Origin of the sequence: Janthinobacterium svalbardense (assembly GCF_002327145.1) — a bacterium.
GTDB classification, from domain to species: Bacteria; Pseudomonadota; Gammaproteobacteria; order Burkholderiales; family Burkholderiaceae_D; genus Janthinobacterium; species Janthinobacterium tructae.
Map to the genome: position 1 here is coordinate 2886930 of NZ_CP023422.1, position 15062 is coordinate 2901991.

The 15062-nt window shown below is 62.7% G+C and carries 16 protein-coding genes; 9 read left to right on the forward strand and 7 right to left on the reverse strand.

From position 1 onward, the window contains the following. Positions 1-395 precede the first annotated feature (395 nt). Together CNX70_RS12940 and CNX70_RS12945 are read left to right on the forward strand one after the other, a co-directional pair. The gene (locus CNX70_RS12940; RefSeq protein ID WP_096235014.1) at positions 396-1655 is read left to right on the forward strand and encodes a sensor histidine kinase; all 1260 of its coding nucleotides are present in this window, start codon (positions 396-398) and stop codon (positions 1653-1655) included. Further along, positions 1652-2401 (forward strand): LytR/AlgR family response regulator transcription factor, encoded by a 750-nt coding sequence (locus CNX70_RS12945; protein ID WP_096235015.1) that lies wholly within the window; start codon positions 1652-1654, stop codon positions 2399-2401. The genes CNX70_RS12940 and CNX70_RS12945 overlap by 4 nt, the downstream gene beginning before the upstream one ends. A gap of 66 nt (positions 2402-2467) precedes the next feature. Here the strand turns inward: CNX70_RS12945 and CNX70_RS12950 are convergent, their stop codons facing one another. Together CNX70_RS12950 and CNX70_RS12955 are read right to left on the reverse strand one after the other, a co-directional pair. Continuing rightward, a complete protein-coding gene (locus tag CNX70_RS12950; RefSeq protein WP_034757699.1) occupies positions 2468-2686 on the reverse strand; it encodes a TOBE domain-containing protein in 219 nt (72 codons plus the stop codon). Positions 2687-2849: 163 nt separating this feature from the next. Continuing rightward, positions 2850-3905 (reverse strand): sulfate ABC transporter substrate-binding protein, encoded by a 1056-nt coding sequence (locus tag CNX70_RS12955; RefSeq protein WP_096235016.1) that lies wholly within the window; start codon positions 3903-3905, stop codon positions 2850-2852. Between the two features lie 302 nt (positions 3906-4207). Between CNX70_RS12955 and CNX70_RS12960 the strand changes: the two genes are divergently transcribed. Next, on the forward strand, positions 4208-4738 hold the full coding sequence (locus tag CNX70_RS12960) for a GNAT family N-acetyltransferase (protein ID WP_096235017.1): 531 nt from the start codon (positions 4208-4210) through the stop codon (positions 4736-4738). 65 nt (positions 4739-4803) lie between these two features. On the opposite strand, the gene CNX70_RS12965 is transcribed toward CNX70_RS12960, so the two are convergent. Further along, positions 4804-5616 (reverse strand): class II glutamine amidotransferase, encoded by an 813-nt coding sequence (locus CNX70_RS12965; RefSeq protein ID WP_096235018.1) that lies wholly within the window; start codon positions 5614-5616, stop codon positions 4804-4806. Between the two features lie 232 nt (positions 5617-5848). On the opposite strand from CNX70_RS12965, the gene CNX70_RS12970 reads away from it, so the two are divergent. The 3 genes from CNX70_RS12970 to CNX70_RS12980 all read left to right on the forward strand — a co-directional run bounded on the left by CNX70_RS12970 (position 5849) and on the right by CNX70_RS12980 (position 8472). Further along, a complete protein-coding gene (locus tag CNX70_RS12970; protein ID WP_096235019.1) occupies positions 5849-6700 on the forward strand; it encodes an EAL domain-containing protein in 852 nt (283 codons plus the stop codon). Between the two features lie 84 nt (positions 6701-6784). Then, entirely contained in the window at positions 6785-7534 is a 750-nt protein-coding gene (locus CNX70_RS12975) for a YcbK family protein (RefSeq protein ID WP_425269240.1), read from the forward strand. A 56-nt stretch (positions 7535-7590) separates the two neighbouring features. After that, positions 7591-8472 (forward strand): LysR family transcriptional regulator, encoded by an 882-nt coding sequence (locus CNX70_RS12980; protein WP_096235021.1) that lies wholly within the window; start codon positions 7591-7593, stop codon positions 8470-8472. Here the strand turns inward: CNX70_RS12980 and CNX70_RS12985 are convergent. Then, entirely contained in the window at positions 8448-8915 is a 468-nt protein-coding gene (locus CNX70_RS12985; RefSeq protein ID WP_071077852.1) for a PACE efflux transporter, read from the reverse strand. The genes CNX70_RS12980 and CNX70_RS12985 overlap by 25 nt on opposite strands. A gap of 194 nt (positions 8916-9109) precedes the next feature. On the opposite strand from CNX70_RS12985, the gene CNX70_RS29205 reads away from it, so the two are divergent. The 3 genes from CNX70_RS29205 (at position 9110) to CNX70_RS12995 (ending at position 11856) form a co-directional block, all read left to right on the forward strand. Next, complete coding sequence (locus tag CNX70_RS29205; protein WP_341865567.1) at positions 9110-9370, forward strand: hypothetical protein; 261 nt, start codon at positions 9110-9112, stop codon at positions 9368-9370. Next, a complete protein-coding gene (locus CNX70_RS29210; RefSeq protein WP_341865568.1) occupies positions 9331-9567 on the forward strand; it encodes a hypothetical protein in 237 nt (78 codons plus the stop codon). The genes CNX70_RS29205 and CNX70_RS29210 overlap by 40 nt, the downstream gene beginning before the upstream one ends. Positions 9568-9684: 117 nt before the next feature. After that, a complete protein-coding gene (locus CNX70_RS12995; RefSeq protein ID WP_244199136.1) occupies positions 9685-11856 on the forward strand; it encodes a putative bifunctional diguanylate cyclase/phosphodiesterase in 2172 nt (723 codons plus the stop codon). Here CNX70_RS12995 and CNX70_RS13000 read toward each other — a convergent pair. From CNX70_RS13000 to flgL, 3 genes are all read right to left on the reverse strand, one after another. Beyond that, complete coding sequence (locus CNX70_RS13000) at positions 11841-12941, reverse strand: glycosyltransferase family 9 protein (RefSeq protein ID WP_157751001.1); 1101 nt, start codon at positions 12939-12941, stop codon at positions 11841-11843. The genes CNX70_RS12995 and CNX70_RS13000 overlap by 16 nt on opposite strands. 148 nt (positions 12942-13089) lie before the next feature. After that, positions 13090-14136, reverse strand: coding sequence for a hypothetical protein (locus CNX70_RS13005; protein ID WP_244199137.1), 1047 nt, complete (start codon positions 14134-14136; stop codon positions 13090-13092). A gap of 5 nt (positions 14137-14141) precedes the next feature. Then, positions 14142-15053, reverse strand: a complete 912-nt coding sequence (gene flgL, locus CNX70_RS13010) for a flagellar hook-associated protein FlgL (protein WP_096235023.1) — start codon at positions 15051-15053, stop codon at positions 14142-14144. Positions 15054-15062: the final 9 nt, after the last annotated feature.

Consider the following 15062-nt stretch of genomic DNA (forward strand, 5'->3'; position numbering starts at 1 on the left):
GTTTTGGGGCGCCATCAAGGGCGCTGCGCGCAAATCCGGAACGGGGCCGCGCGGGGACGCGGCGTGTATCTCGGAGGCAATATTTGCCAAGCTTAAACAATACCATTAAAGATCAAGCGATGTCTACGGTACAAGCCCGCAACAGGCGGCGTTGCGGCCAATTTGGCAAATAAATGGGGCTATTCTTGCCGTAGTGAAAATTGTTGTGCGATTATTGATTTCGTCCTGGAAACTTCGTATTATTTCAGCAATATTGGCAGCGAGGGTTTTGCAGGCGCCGCGCGCTTCGTCGTTGATGCCTGCCCCTTCGTGCTTCGTCGCCCCGCGCTATGCCCTGCAACGGGGGCGCCGTAGACTGCGTTCATGCCTGAATCACAGACTACGGAGAACACATTGTGTTAAAAAAATATACAGACTGGTACCGCAGCATCGACGAAGAATCGCTGCGGGTGCTGCAACATCCCGAGCTGGCGGAGCAAGTCCAGGGAAAGGTGCGCCGCTACGTCGCCATGAAGCTGGTCAAGCTGACGCCGATCGAGCGCCAGCAGTTGCACGCTTTCCTGCTCAAGTATCGTGGTGCCGGTTTTTACATTGCCGCGTTCAAGCTGATGCTGCTGTTCAGCGCCATCGGCGTCGTCCTGCACCTGCTGCTGCCGGTCCGGTTCGAATTGCTCAAGGCCCTGGTCTTCAGCAACGGCCTGGGTTTTGCGCTGGCGTGGGGCCTGGTGGGCGTCTGGTTCAATTACCGCAGTTCCGTGCGTAACAAGTTCAAGAAACTCTTGCTGATCATCTCGACCTGCGCGGCAGGGGTCGCGGCCGGCGTGCTGCTGGCCGGCTTCAGCGAGTCCGGTTCCATGGAGATGGCCTTCGAGCGCTTGCTGCGCGTGGGTGGCATGGCCTTGCTGGTGGCCGGTTTGTTTTACATGGTGCCGCTGGCGATCGTCACCAGCTGGCGCAACCGCCAGTACGAAGCGCTGACCCTGCAGCTGCAGCAGGATGCCGAGCGCGACCGACTGGCGCGCGAACTGAGCGAATCGCAACTGCGCCTGCTGCGCGCGCAGATCGAGCCGCATTTCCTGTTCAATACCCTGGGCGCCGTGCAGCAACTGGCCGAGCAGGGAGCGCAAGGCGCGGGCAGGGCCGCGGCATTGACGGCCGACCTGATCGCGTTTTTGCGCGCCAGCCTGGCCGAGATGCGCAGCGAGCAAGTGCCGCTGCAAAGCGAGTTCGACATGGTTGCCGCCTATTTGCGCGTGATGCAGGCGCGTATGGGCTCGCGCCTGCGCTATGTGCTGGACTTGCCGGCCGAGTTTGCGCACGCGACGATACCCAGCATGATCTTGCTGACCCTGGCGGAAAATGCCATCAAGCACGGTATTGAACCATCGTTGCGCGGCGGCGAGATCCGCCTGTCGGCGCTGCGGGTGGACGGCATGCTGCGCCTGCGCGTGCAGGACACGGGCATGGGCTTGCCGGCCAGCGGCGCGGGCAGTGTGCCTGAAAGCGGCCTGGGCCTGGAAAACGTGCGCAGCCGGCTGTTGCTATCCGATCCGTCTGCCAGCTTGAGCCTGCGCGACGGCGAAGAGGGCGGCGTGATCGCTGAAATAGTGTTGCCCATTAATATTGTATCCAGCCTGAAAGAACCTGCCGCATGAACACCACCATCCTGATCGCCGAAGACGAACCCTTGATGCGCGAGCGCCTGCAAATGCTGCTGGCGCAAGCCTGGCCCGAAGCAGAGGTCGTGCTGGTGGCGGAAAACGGCAACGACGCCTGGGACGGTTTCCTTGAGCACGAGCCGGACGTAGTTTTCCTCGACATCCGCATGCCTGGCCTGTCGGGCCTGGAAGTGGCCGAGCGCATCGGCAAGCGCGCCCACGTGGTGTTCGTCACGGCCTACGACCAGTACGCCGTCGATGCGTTTGACGCGGGCGCCGTCGATTATCTGTTGAAACCCGTGCAGGCCGAGCGGCTGCAGCGGGCGCTGGCCCGCCTGCGCGAGAAGCTCGGTGCGCAACCGGCCGACATGGCCAATTTATTGCAGTCGCTGCGCGCCGCCTTGCCGGCGCCGCCGCGCGAAAAACTGAAATGGATCAAGGCCAGCGTGGGCAAGCAGATCCGTCTGATCAATATTGACGACGTGCTGTTCTTCCAGGCCGACACCAAGTACACGCGCGTGGTGCTGGCCGGCTCGGAAGCGCTGGTGCGCACGCCGCTGAAGGATTTGCTGGGCGGGCTTGATCCGGACCAGTTCTGGCAAATCCACCGTGGCACCATGGTCAACGTGAAAGCCATCGAGGCGGCCGAGCGCATCGATGCCGAGCGCATGCAGGTACTGGTGCGCGGTAGCACGGAAAAGCTGCCCGTCAGCCGCACGTTTACGTATCTGTTTCGCGATTAGCCTGCAATGCAAACGCCGCGCCGCTGCCGGATGGCAAGGGGCGCGGCGTCAGTGGCTGGGCGACGCTTACTGGATCTTGGCGATCGACACTTCCGTCGATTTGACCAGCGCGATGACTTCGCTGCCCACTTTCAAGTCCAGGTCCTTGATCGAGCGCGAGGTGATCACCGACGTGACAATGCCGTGCGGCGTTTCCACGTCGACTTCCGAGACAACGGGGCCAAAGATGATTTCCTTGATCTTGCCGCGAAACTGGTTGCGTACATTCACTTCCGAGATAGCCATGATGTTTCCTTTGTGCCTGTAATACGCCATGCGGCGCGACAAGGCCAGAGTACGGCGCGCGCGCGCTTTTGACCACGAATCGATGCGCATATCGATATGCGCAAACAGGCGCGGACATGAAAAAACCGGGACAAGTCCCGGTTTTTGTTGATATGGCGCAAACTTACTTCTGATAAATCTTATCGAACTCACCGCCATCGTCAAAATGTTTCTTTTGCGCCTGTTTCCAGCCGCCAAACACGTCATCGATGGTAAACAGGCTGATCGGCTTGAAGCTGGCCGCATACTTCTTCGCGACTGCGGCCGAACGGGGACGCAGGTAGTGCTTGGCGACCAGTTCCTGGCCCGGCTCCGAATACAGGTATTGCAGGTAGGCCGTGGCTTCCTTGCGCACGCCGCGGCGGTCGACCACCTTGTCGACGACGGCCACGGGCGACTCGGCCAGGATGGAGATGCTTGGATATACCACTTCGAAGTTGTCGCCGAATTCGGCGCGCACCAGTTGCACTTCATTTTCAAACGTCACCAGCACGTCGCCGATTTCACGCTGGGTAAACGTGGTGGTGGCGCCGCGGCCGCCGCCGTCAAGCACGGGCACGTTCTTGAACAGCTTGGTGACGAGGTCGCGCGCCTGCGCTTCGCTGCCGCCTTTTTTCACGGCATAGCCCCAGGCTGCCAGATACGTGTAGCGGCCGTTGCCCGAGGTTTTCGGGTTCGGCACGATGACCTTGATGCCGGGCTTGGCCAGGTCGTCCCAATCCTTGATGTGTTTCGGGTTGCCTTTGCGCACCAGATACACCATGGTGGAATAGAACGGCGCCGCATTGTTCGGGAATTTCTTGGCCCAGTCGGCCACGACCAGGCCGCGGTCGACGAGGATATCGATGTCATTCGCCTGGTTCATGGTCACGACGGACGCTTCCAGGCCATCGGCAACGGAGCGCGCCTGCTTGCTGGAACCGCCGTGCGATTGCTTGATGGTAATGGTTTCGCCCGTTTTGGCTTTCCAATCAGCAATAAACGCGGGATTCACATCCTTGAACAGTTCGCGCATCACGTCGTACGAGGCGTTCAGCAAGACCACCGGTTCGGCGGCGCTGGCGGCCATCGGCAGGCTCATGGCGGCAGCGGAAGCGGCCAGGGCGCTGGCCAGGAACCAGCGGCGCGAGCGTTGGGTGAGCGTCGCTGCGGTGGTCGATACGGCGTTGGAATGGGTCATGTTGAACTCTTGTTGTGAGAATAGACAGTCATAGTCTAAAATTCCGGCCGGAAAAGAAACGAATTTTTCGTAATATGCTTAGATCCGATTCCCGTTTGCGCTAAAAAACAGATATCGATTTCTGGAAACATTCGTGGGCAAGATGCGCATCAGCACTTAGTCTGCAGGCATTGCGTCATAGGCAAAACCGTCCTGTGGCGTGGCGCGAAAAAACCCGATCGCGCTGCTTGGTGTATAGTCGAATCGCGCGATACAGGGGTGAAACCGTCTGCATCGGCAACTGGAATATTTTGTGAGCGTACATGAGTCTTGAAATTCGTATTGCAACATCGACCGACGCTTTCGAGGCGTGCAACGTATTACGACGCTCCATCGTCGAATGCTGCAGCCTCGATCATCGGGACGATCCAGCCATCCTGGAAGCCTGGCTGGGCAATAAAACACCGCAGATGGTGGCGTGCTGGTTTGCGTCGCCTACCAATTTTTCGCTGGTCGCAGTCGAGCAGGGCGCCGTTGTCGGCGTCGGCTTGCTGACGCGCGCCGGCAAGCTGGCCCTGTGCTACCTGCTGCCCGAGGTGCAAGGCCAGGGGGGCGGCAAGGCCCTGGTGGAACAGCTGGAAGCGCAGGCGCGCGAGTGGGGCATCAAGGCCCTGCAACTGCACAGCACGGCCAGCAGCCAGGCCTTTTTCGTCAGGCAGGGGTATCTCGAGGCGGGCAATGTGCGTTCGCCGTATGGGGTGGAAACGATTTTTTGCTGGAAACAGATTGACCCCGCAGGCATCTCCAGCGGCGACCCCAAGCGCAAGCGTTTTTGCAACTGCAATTCGGCCTGACGGCTATACCGCACTTCAGCCCGCCCATCCGGCGGCGGGCCATCTCCTCCTGTTGAATAATTCCCTCAGTAACTGATCTGGATATACACACCTTGCGGCGCGGCTTCGTCTGCCAGCAGCAAGGTGCCGCCCGTAAACAGTTTCAGTTCGCCGGGCGCGAACGCGAGCCAGTCTTCGTTTTGCGTCAGGGGATGCGTGGCGATGACGGCGATGCGGTCGTCCAGGTGGTTGTGCTGGCGAAAGTCGATGCTGCGCTCGCAGTCGATCAGTTGCGCCACGGAAAACGGGTATTCGCGTATCACATAGTGCAAATGCGTGGAACAGTGGGCAAACAGCAGTTCGCCGTCCGACAGGATGAAATTGAAGCTGCCGTGCGCGGCAATCTCGCGCGCCACGTCGCCGATGGCGGCGCGCAATGCGGTGCGCGCGGGTTCACCTGCGGGAAACTGCGTGCGCAAGCGGGCCAGCAGGTGGCAGAAGGCCTGTTCGCTGTCCGTGTCGCCGCTGGCGCGGTAGCAGGCATTGGCGGGCGCGCGCCACGTCTTCAAGTCGCCATTGTGGGCGAAGGACCAGGTCTTGCCCCACAGTTCGCGGGCGAACGGGTGGGTGTTTTCCGGCGCGATGCGGCCCTGCGTGGCCTTGCGGATGTGCGCGACGATGTTTTTCGCCTTCACGGGATGCTGCTGCACGGTGGCGGCCAGCGGCGAATCGATGGCCGCCAGGTGGTCCGTCAGCAGCGTGCAGCCACTACTGGAATGATAGGCGATGCCCCAGCCGTCGCGGTGCTCGTCCGTGCGTCCGCCCCGTTCGACAAAACCGGCAAAGGAAAATCCCAGCGCGGCCGGCTTGCTGCTGTTCATTGCGAGTAACTGGCACATGGCGGCCCTTCCTGATGGTATCGGTACACGCCCACAGTAAAGGCCGGGGCAGGGTGCTGGAACGAATGTTTCCGACTATCGTTATGCGCTGGCCGTCGTATCCCTTATGTGCTGGGTGCATATCAAATGGCGAAACCATTCGTTCTCCTTTGCCTGGCGCTGCCTTACTCTGCACACTTTGGCGCCGTCTTCCCCATGAGGGCAGCCGGCGCAGCCCGATGAAGGAGCACGTATGCCATTTCCCGTCCTGAAAAATTACCTGGCCCGCCTGTCGCACCAAACCCAGGCCGGCACCAGCGTCTGGCTCGACGGGGAGGGCAGGGCGCTGGGGCGCTTTTTCAATTGCACCATGACCAGCGCCTTCCAGCCGTTGCGCGAACTGGACAGCGGCAAGCTGGTGGCGTTCGAGGGGCTGGCGCGCAGCGTGTCGAAGGCGGACGAGGGCTTATCGCTGTGGCGTTTGCTCGATCACGCGGCCAGCGACGACGAATCCGTGGAGCTGGACCGGCTGTGCCGCATGCTGCACGCCATCAATTTCTTTCGCCAGGGCGAAGCGGAGCAGTCCGACCTGTACCTGAACGTGCATGACCGCCTGCTGAGCGCCGTCAGCAGCAATCACGGCCACGCCTTCCAGCGCATCCTCGACGCGCTGGGCTTGCCCATCGAGCGCATCGTGCTGCAATTGCCGACGGTGACGCCGAACCAGGGCTGGCTGCTCAACTACGTGGCCGACAATTACCGGCGCAACGGTTTCCGCCTGGCCATCAACGTGGCCAGCGTGCAAGAGGCCACAGGCATGCTGGAGCGTTTGCACCCGCATGCGTTCAAGCTCGACGCGGGCAACCTCAGCGACGAGCAAGCCGTCGCCAGCTTCGTCACCGTGTGCCATGCGGCGAAAATTCGCGTCATCTTCAAGCGCCTCGACACGCCGGCCGCGCTGGCCGCGCTGCAGCGCGTCGCCGCCACCACGGTTTTGCCCATCGTCGCCCAGGGCTATTTATTGGATAAACCGTTGACGGCGCTGGCGCAGGCAAATCAGGGCATCCCGTCCAGCGCGGCCGCCGCCCAGGGTGTCCAATGCTGAAATGAGGGCGACACGATAGGCATTGAGGGTTTTTCTTCGCAGCACAATACGCTATAGTATTCCCATCGTTAAATTGGACTGACTATGGCATCGCGCAGAAACTTTCTACACCACGGTATGGGCCTGGCCGCGCTGGGCCTGGTAGCCACCCCGCTCATCGGCTGCGCCTCGCGCACGGCCGCTCCCGCCGTAGCTTCGGCCAGCGCCAAGCCGCGCGCGCCGCGCACGGGCGTGCCGCCCCAGCCGACGCAACTGGCCAGCGTCGACCGTTCGATCACGTCGCAATCGCGCCAGATCATCACGGAGATGGAACCGCCTCCCGACATCTTCGATGCGCAGGCGCTGGACCTGGAATTCTGGCTCAAGCCGCGCACCCTGGAAGTGGTGCGCCCGGCCAGCAATGAAAAGGCCAGGCTGCTGTACTGGAAAGATGGCGAAGTCATCGATTCGGCTTACCAGGAACTGTGCCACTTGCTGCGCGACGTGAACGGCAAGAAGACGGCCCCCATCGACCCGAAACTGCTGGAAACCCTGTGGGGCACGCAAGCGTTCGTGGCCCGCTACGGCATCGAGCAGCCGCTGGAGATCCTGTCTGGCTACCGCACGGCCGAGTCGAACAGCCGCCTGCGCGAAGCGGGCGTGCCGGCCGCGCGCCAGTCGCTGCACATTTCGGGCCGCGCCGCCGACATCCGCGTGGCCAATCTGAACGCGGAAGTGCTCGGTTCGCTGGTGCGCAGCTTCAAGCAGGGTGGCGTGGGCTTTTATTACCGCTCCGGCCCGCGTGGCGGCTGGATTCATGCGGATACGGGCTTGCAGCGCGTCTGGAAAGGCTAAGGCAGTCGTAGTGAGTCAGCGACGCGCGCAAACGTGCCGCTTTGATCGTCCACCCCATGAAACTGTCCAGTCATAACATCGAACTGTTCCTGGCCGTCGTCGACGGCGGTTCGTTCTCGGCCGCCGCGCGCGCCTTGCGCCGGGCGCCGTCAGCCGTCAGCATGGCGATGGCCAACATCGAGGCGGAACTGGGCATCGCCCTGTTCGACCGGGGCGCGCGCGAAGCCGTGCCCACGCCGGCCGCACTGGCGCTGCTGCCCCACGCGCGCCTGATTGCCGAACAGCTGAAGCAGTTGCACCTGCACGTACAGGAATTGTCGCAGGGTCTGGAAAGCCGCATTTCGCTGGGCATCGCGGCCGAGCTCGACCATGCACCTTTCCTGGCCGCCGTGCGCGCGCTGTCGCAGCGCCATCCGCTGCTCGACATCGAGGTGCTGACGGCGCCGCAGGACGATGTGCTCGACATGCTGCACCGGGGCCGCATCAGTGCCTGCATGGCCTTCGCAGGCGGGCGCATCAATCACGAGGAACAGTTCCAGCTGGTGGGCAGCGATGCCTTGCTGGCGATTATTTCCACCCAGCATCCGCCCGACGTGGCGGGGCGGCCCCTGTATATCGAGGAATTGGTGAATTTGCGTCAGATCATCGTCGCCAGCCGCGAACTCGACCTGGCCGATGCGCGCCCCGTGGTGGGCTTGTCTTACTGGCGCACGGACAGCTTGCCGATGGCGCTGTCCATGGTGGAGGCGGGACTGGGGTGGGGCAACTTTGCCGCCTCGGCTATCGCTCATTCACTGGCGGCGGGGCGGGTGCGCCGCGTGGCGTTCAAGAATACGGGCAATGGCCTGGTCGTGCCCATCCACCTGGTGTGGATGAAGGACCGGCCGCTGGGCATGGCGGCGCGGTCCTTTCTTCAGTTGCTCAACGACGCTGCCTGAACGTTGCTGGGCTCTTCCTTCGGCTGCTGCGCCGACAGCGGCACGCCGAACAGGCCGTCGAAGAAGTAATTGAAGATGAAGCTGTAGCACGGGATGATCAGCATCAGGGCGAAGTCCAGCACGAAGGCTTGCCACAGGCTGATATCGAGCCACCAGGCGATCAGCGGGATCAGGTAGATCACCAGCGTGATCTGGAAGCCGATCGCGTGCAGGATGCGGCGCCAGACGGTGCGCGTGCGCGACACTTGCCGGATTTCCCAGTATTCGAAGGCCGTGTTGTAGAGCAGGTTCCAGATCACGGCGATGGTCGTGATCATGAGCGCCAGCGGGCCCGTACTGGTGGGCGACTCGCCGGAAAGCAGGGTCAGCCAGGCCGTGGAAATGGCCATGCCGATGATTTCAAAGGCGGTGACGTAGACGATTTTGCGTTTGATGCCTTGCATGTAAAGCCTGTAAAGAAGAGATGGCGCGTATTTTAAGTCAGGTATGCTGATGTTAAAAGTTGATAGCTGTCAGTTTTTCTGATGAATGTGCGTCAGCAATACCCGGCTGGCCATGAACGGTGGATAATGGCGGCTGGCGGGCAACCGGTCCCGTGCATCACCGCAGAACATCACCGCAGAAAAGGTCAACGAGCATGCAAGGCGCAGCAGACAGCAACATCCCCGACATTCCCGACACGGCGGCCAGCCCGGATGAACGTCCCCGTTTTCGCCCCGTTCCGTGGCAGCACCTGGAAACGCCGTACGATGTGGAAGTATGGATCGAGGAACATAACCGCAGCATGCAAGACAATATCCGCGCCACGGAAACGGGCGTGGGCATCTGCTTTACCCTCGCCGAAGGGGGGATATTTATATGCAGACCAGCGCCGACGGCGCCGTCGTGCTCGACGTGACGCCGGACGCGGCCTGGGTCGCGCCCCTCATCAGTGCTGCGACGGGTTGCGAGGCGCCGGACTCGTCGTTGTGGATCTTGCCTGACGACAAGCTGATCCAGCTGATCGTGGGTCTGTCCAGCCTGGTGGCCAGCACCTTGCTGGTGGTGGGCCATGATTTCGGCTTGCGCCGGCGCAGTATGCGGCAGGGCCGCTGATCGGCCTTGTGGCAGAAACGTTATCTGTGGCAGGCATCGCTCGACACTGCGCGTGGTGCGTGCTAGTCTCGTTACTGCACCCACCTGGTAGCCAGGGCGGCCGTGCAAAGGACAGCCATGGATACACCACCGCAAGCGGTACCTGCTCCGGATTGCTCCCCGCCCTGCCACGACGGCGTGCCGCAGCATGCCGCGCCCCTGCTTGACGATGGCGTTTTCAGCCCGGAACGGGTGAAAGCGGAACGCGAACAAGCGTATTTCAACGATTTATACCTGCTGGCCCCCGTCGCCTATTTCGTGCTCGGTCTCGATGGCGTCATCGTGCAGATGAACCTGGTGGCGGCCGAATTGTTCGGCCTGCCGCGGGAACGACCGGGCCACGTGCTGTTCCGTTTCTATATCCACGAGGCCTTTCGTCACGATTACGAGCAGTTCGTGCAGCGCGTGCTCAATAGCAGCGAGCCCGAGCGCATACAGCTGCAGGTGCAGTTGCCGTCCCGTCCCGGCGCGCGCGAGGCCGGCTTGCCCGTCAGCCTGCTGGGCAGCGCCGATCCGAACGGCCAGGCGCTGCGCCTGGTGCTGGAGCAGGCCGAGGGCAAGCTGGCGGCGCTTGAACGCAGCGAAGAGCGCTTCCGGCGCATCGTGCACAGTGCCGAGGAGGGGATCTGGGAAATCGATGCGCAGGCGCTGACCAGCTTTGTCAATCCGAAGATGGCGCAGATGCTGGGCTACCAGATCGAGGAGATGCTGGGCCAGCCGCTGGCGGCCTTCATGGATGACGAGGGACGCGCCATCCTGGAGCGCAACATTGCGCGGCGCCAGGATGGCATTACCGAACGCCATGAATTCAAGTTCCTGCGGCGTGACGGCAGCACCTTGTGGGCCACCCTGGCCACCAACCCCATCTTTGACTCCGGCGGCACCTACCTGGGTGCGCTGGCGCTGGTCAGTGACATCACGGCGCAGCGCGCAGCGTCCGAACGCATCTGGCGGCAAGCCAATTACGATCAGCTGACGGGCTTGCCGAACCGCCACATGTTTCTCGACCGGCTGCAGCACGAGGCGCACCACGCCAGGCGCGAAGGCGCTTGCCTGGCCCTGCTGTTCATCGACCTCGATCATTTCAAGCAGGTAAATGACCGCCTGGGCCACGAGAAGGGCGACATGCTGCTGCGCCAGGCGGCGCGGCGCATCAGCGAACGCGTGCGCGCCACCGATACGGTAGCGCGCCTGGGCGGCGACGAGTTCACCGTCATCCTGGCCGGCGTGGGGCAGCTGGGCGGCATCGAGCGCGTGCTGCAGGAACTGACGGCGGCGCTGGCCCTGCCTTTCTTGCTCGACGGCGATACCGCGCAAGTGTCCGCCAGCGTGGGCGTGGCGCTGTATCCGGCTGACGGCGAGGCGCCGGACAGCTTGCTGCGGCATGCCGATCAGGCCATGTATGCGGCCAAGAGCGCGGGACGCAACGGTTACAGCTATTTCACGCCGGCGGTGCAGCAGGCGGCCGAATTGCGCCGCAACACGGTGCGCGAGATGCGCCTGGCGCTGGCACAGGACCAGTTCGAAGTGCATTACCAGCCCATCATCCGCCTGTGCGATGGCGTCGTCGAGCGGGCCGAGGCGCTGCTGCGCTGGCGCCATCCGCTGCGTGGCCTGCTGCTGCCCGCCGATTTCATCGCCTTTGCCGAGGCGAACGGTCTGATCATCGATATCGGCGAGTGGGTGTTTCGCCAGGTGGTGCGCCAGGCACGGCAGTGGCAAGACGAGCATGGCAGCGCGTTCCAGATCAGCATCAACAAGTCGGCCGTGGAATTTCGTTGCGACGCCGCGCTGTACCAGGACTGGGGCGGGCATCTGGCGCGCCAGGGCCTGGCGCCGGGCGCCATCGTCATCGAAACAACAGAAGCGGTGCTGCTCGACGAGGCCCGCCAGGTGGTCGACCGGCTGCGCCAGTTCCGCGCCATGGGCCTGGTGCTGGCGCTCGGCGATTTCGGTAGCGGCCAGGTATCGCTCGCGTGCCTGAAAACAGCCGATATCGACATTCTCAAGATTGACCGTTCGCTGGTGGGCGAACTGGGACGCGATGATGCCGGGCCGGGCCTGTGCGAGGCGCTCATTGCGCTGGCGCAGCGGCTGGGGGTGAAAGTCGTGGCCGAAGGCGTGGAGACGGCGTCGCAGCGCGACCTGCTGCGCGCCGCTGGCTGCGATTATGCGCAGGGGTATTTCTTTTCCCGCGCGTTGCCGGCAGGGCAGATGGACCGCCTGCTGGCGGCTCAGCCGGCTGCCTGAACGGTCGCCTGCGCCTGCCCGCCGCCTTGCATCAGCTGTTGCACGGCAGCCAGGGTCTCGGCGGCGCTGACCTTGGCCAAGGTCAGGCCCGGTGCCAGGATCACGCGATAATGGCGGCTGGCCGGATAAAACCACCGGTAGTTATCGGTACGGATGTAGTAGCCGACGATTTTCTTGTCATACGCCGAGGCGATGTGGATCACCGAGGTGTCGGGCGAGAGTACCAGTTCGCAGCGGCGTATCAGGGCCGCCAGCGCCAGGATGTGGCCGGTGGGTGGCGCGGCCATCACGTTGGCATGGCCGGCACCGTCCACGATCTCGGCGGCGCGCGCCTCGGTGCCCGGTGCGGCGATCACCAGCAGTGCATGGCGTGGATAGCGGGCCGCCAGGGCGGCGCAGCAGCGCTGGGCGTCGGCCACGCTGACCGTGCGTTGCGCATTGCTGCCCTGGAAATTGAGGCAGAACAAGCCTTCATAGGTACGCAGCAGAGTGTCGCAGGCGGGGTCGACCTGTGCCGCGTGCGCATCCACGCCGAACAGTTCATAGCGCAGGTCGATGTCGCGCAAGCCAAAGGCCTCGAATGTGGCAAAAAAGCTGTGCAGGATGTGGCGGCTGCGATCGCAGGGTACGGTATGGTCGAACATGCCCAGATTGGCTGTCGAAGTGCCATATTTGGGAATGGCAAAGCCCGTCAAATAGCGCGCGCCCAGCCATTTTATGCGCAGCAGCAAGGGAATCGAAAAGCGGTTGTAGGGGTTGAAAATGACGTCGTAGCGGCGCCGGCGCAGCTCGGCGATGCTGGTGCGCAAGTCGCGCAGCAGCGGCTGCTTGTCCCAGATGAGGATGTCGCTTACATGCGGATTATCGGCGATGATGTCGCGGTTGGCGCTGCTGGCTGCCACGTCGATCTGCCAGTGCGGATAGTTCTTTTTCAGCTCGCGCAGCAGGGCCGAGGTGACGATCATGTCGCCGATTTTGTCGTTGCGCAAAATCAATACCTTGCGCACGCGGGAGATATCGAGCGGCTGTTTGTCGGATTTGCCCAGCAGGGCGTAACTGATCAGCCGGGCGGCAGTTTTTATCAAGGGAGCTCCGGAAGTGGATGACGGGATGCACTGGCATACTGGCGAATCAGCAAGCGACAGCAGCATCTTACGGATTTCCACCGTCCTGAGCCAGGGGGCGTGCCGCATGATTGCTGCGCGCGCCAAGGCAGCGCACGCGGGGGAGAGCTTACTTCAGGCCCAGCAGGGCGACGACGCGCTCGCGGCTGATGCCGACCAGCGCCGAGCTGATGGCCAGCAGCGATTCATAGCCGGGCTGGCTGGCCTTTTGCGTGAAGTTTTCCGCCAGGGTATCCATGCTGACGCTCTCTTGCACCGGCTGCGCCTTGGCCACCCGTCCCGTCGCTTGCGCCAGGGCCAGGCTGACAGAACTGCGCGCCGCCTGCAACTGCGCCAGCGCCTGGACCACTTGCTGCAAGGTGGCGCGCAAGGCTTCCACGTCGCCGGTATGCCAGTCTTCCGGGGCGATGGCGGCCGGTTCCGCATCCGTGCGCACGCGGCTCATCTGGCCGGTCGGATAGCGGATGCCGTTGCCGCGCACGGACAGGCTGTCGCGCACGTTGGCCCAGGCCGCTTCTGACGTGCTGAACACCAGCTCGCCATTCTCGCCCAGCTTGACGCCTATGCCTGACGGCATGAGTGCGCGGTCGAAGCGGGACACGATTTCGCTCTCGCTCAGGCCAGGTTCGATATTCACCGAGCGCAAGGCCTGGTTCGCGCCGCCGACGGAAAACGCCAGCACTTCCTGCGGACCTTCCTGCAGGCTGGCCATGGTCAGGCCGCGGATGCTGAACTGCTGCTGTGCCGACTGCGGGCTGGTATAGCCGAGCTGCGCGTCGAGCGAGCCAGCCGAGGCGCTGGCGCGCTGGCGCCAGGTATTGCTGAACTGGCGCACGCGCGCCTCCACTTGCCCCTCGCGGCCCTGGCGCGCGGCCAGCTTGGCCGCCAGCTCGCTTTTCAGCGCTTGCAGCTGGCTGCTGCTGCGTTCCAGGTAATCGAGCGTTTGCTGCGCGTTAGAAATTTCTCCCTGTAGCTGGTGATCCCAGTTGTTCAGGCCGCGCTTCAGGCTTACCGTCGAACTCCTCGCCGCCGCCGGCGCCTCGCTGCGCGTGCTGGCGCTGCCATTGATGGTCGCGGACGCGTCATCAACGACGCGGGCTGTGCCGGCGCCTTTGGCATTGACGCCGGAAGAGGAAGAGGTCTGAACGATTTGCATGATGGTCAGAGAAGATCGAACAGGGAAATGGTACCCACCTTGGCATAGGCCTTGTACGTGGCCTGCAGCGCCGTCTGGTAGCCGTTCAGGTCAATGGCGGCCGCGCCCATGTCGGTCTTCTTCAGATCTGACAAGGCCATGTCGTTCGACAGCGAGACGTTGCTCAGATTGCCGGACAGCGTGGAAAGGATGTTTTGCGCGCCGCCGAAGATGGCAATCTTGCCTGAAAGCAATTCCATGCCATCATCGGTGCCATCAAGCGCGGCGACGACCACGCCGCGTACGGCCGGATCGCTGGGGTTGAGGCCGGGCTTGCCCAGCGTGTCGATGGCCTGGTCGATCTTGTTTAGCCATACTTGCAGCTTGTCCACATCGACGTTGGCCGTTTGCGTCACGCCATTGCCCACCACCACGGTCTGCGTGTCGGTATTGCCGATGTAGGTGTAGCGCGAACCGGCAGTTGCCAGCGGATCGAATTTGATTGCGGGCTGGTCGGTAGCGGTGCCGGAAAACATGTAGCGGCCTTCCTGGTCCTTCAGGTTGGCCGTGTACAGTACGCTGTCGCGCATGGCGATCAGCGATTGCGTCATCGCCTTCAGGTCGTCCGGCGCATTGCTGCCGTCCGCGGCCCATACCAGCAGGTCGCGCGCCTGGCCCATGTCGGTGACCATGCTCGACAGGTAGTTTTCGTTTTTCAGCAGGCGCACTTTCACCGTCGCGATATTGTCCTGGTACTGAGCCACCATGGCTTGCTCGCGCGTCAGGCGCGAAATGCGCACATTGCCGATAGGATCGTCCGATGGCAGCTGAATGCGCAAGCCCGAGGACATCTGCTGGGTCAGGTAATTGATGCGTTCCTGATTTTGCTGAAGAGAAATATTAATCAGCGTTTGGTACTGGCTGCTGGCGACACGCATGCTCTTCTC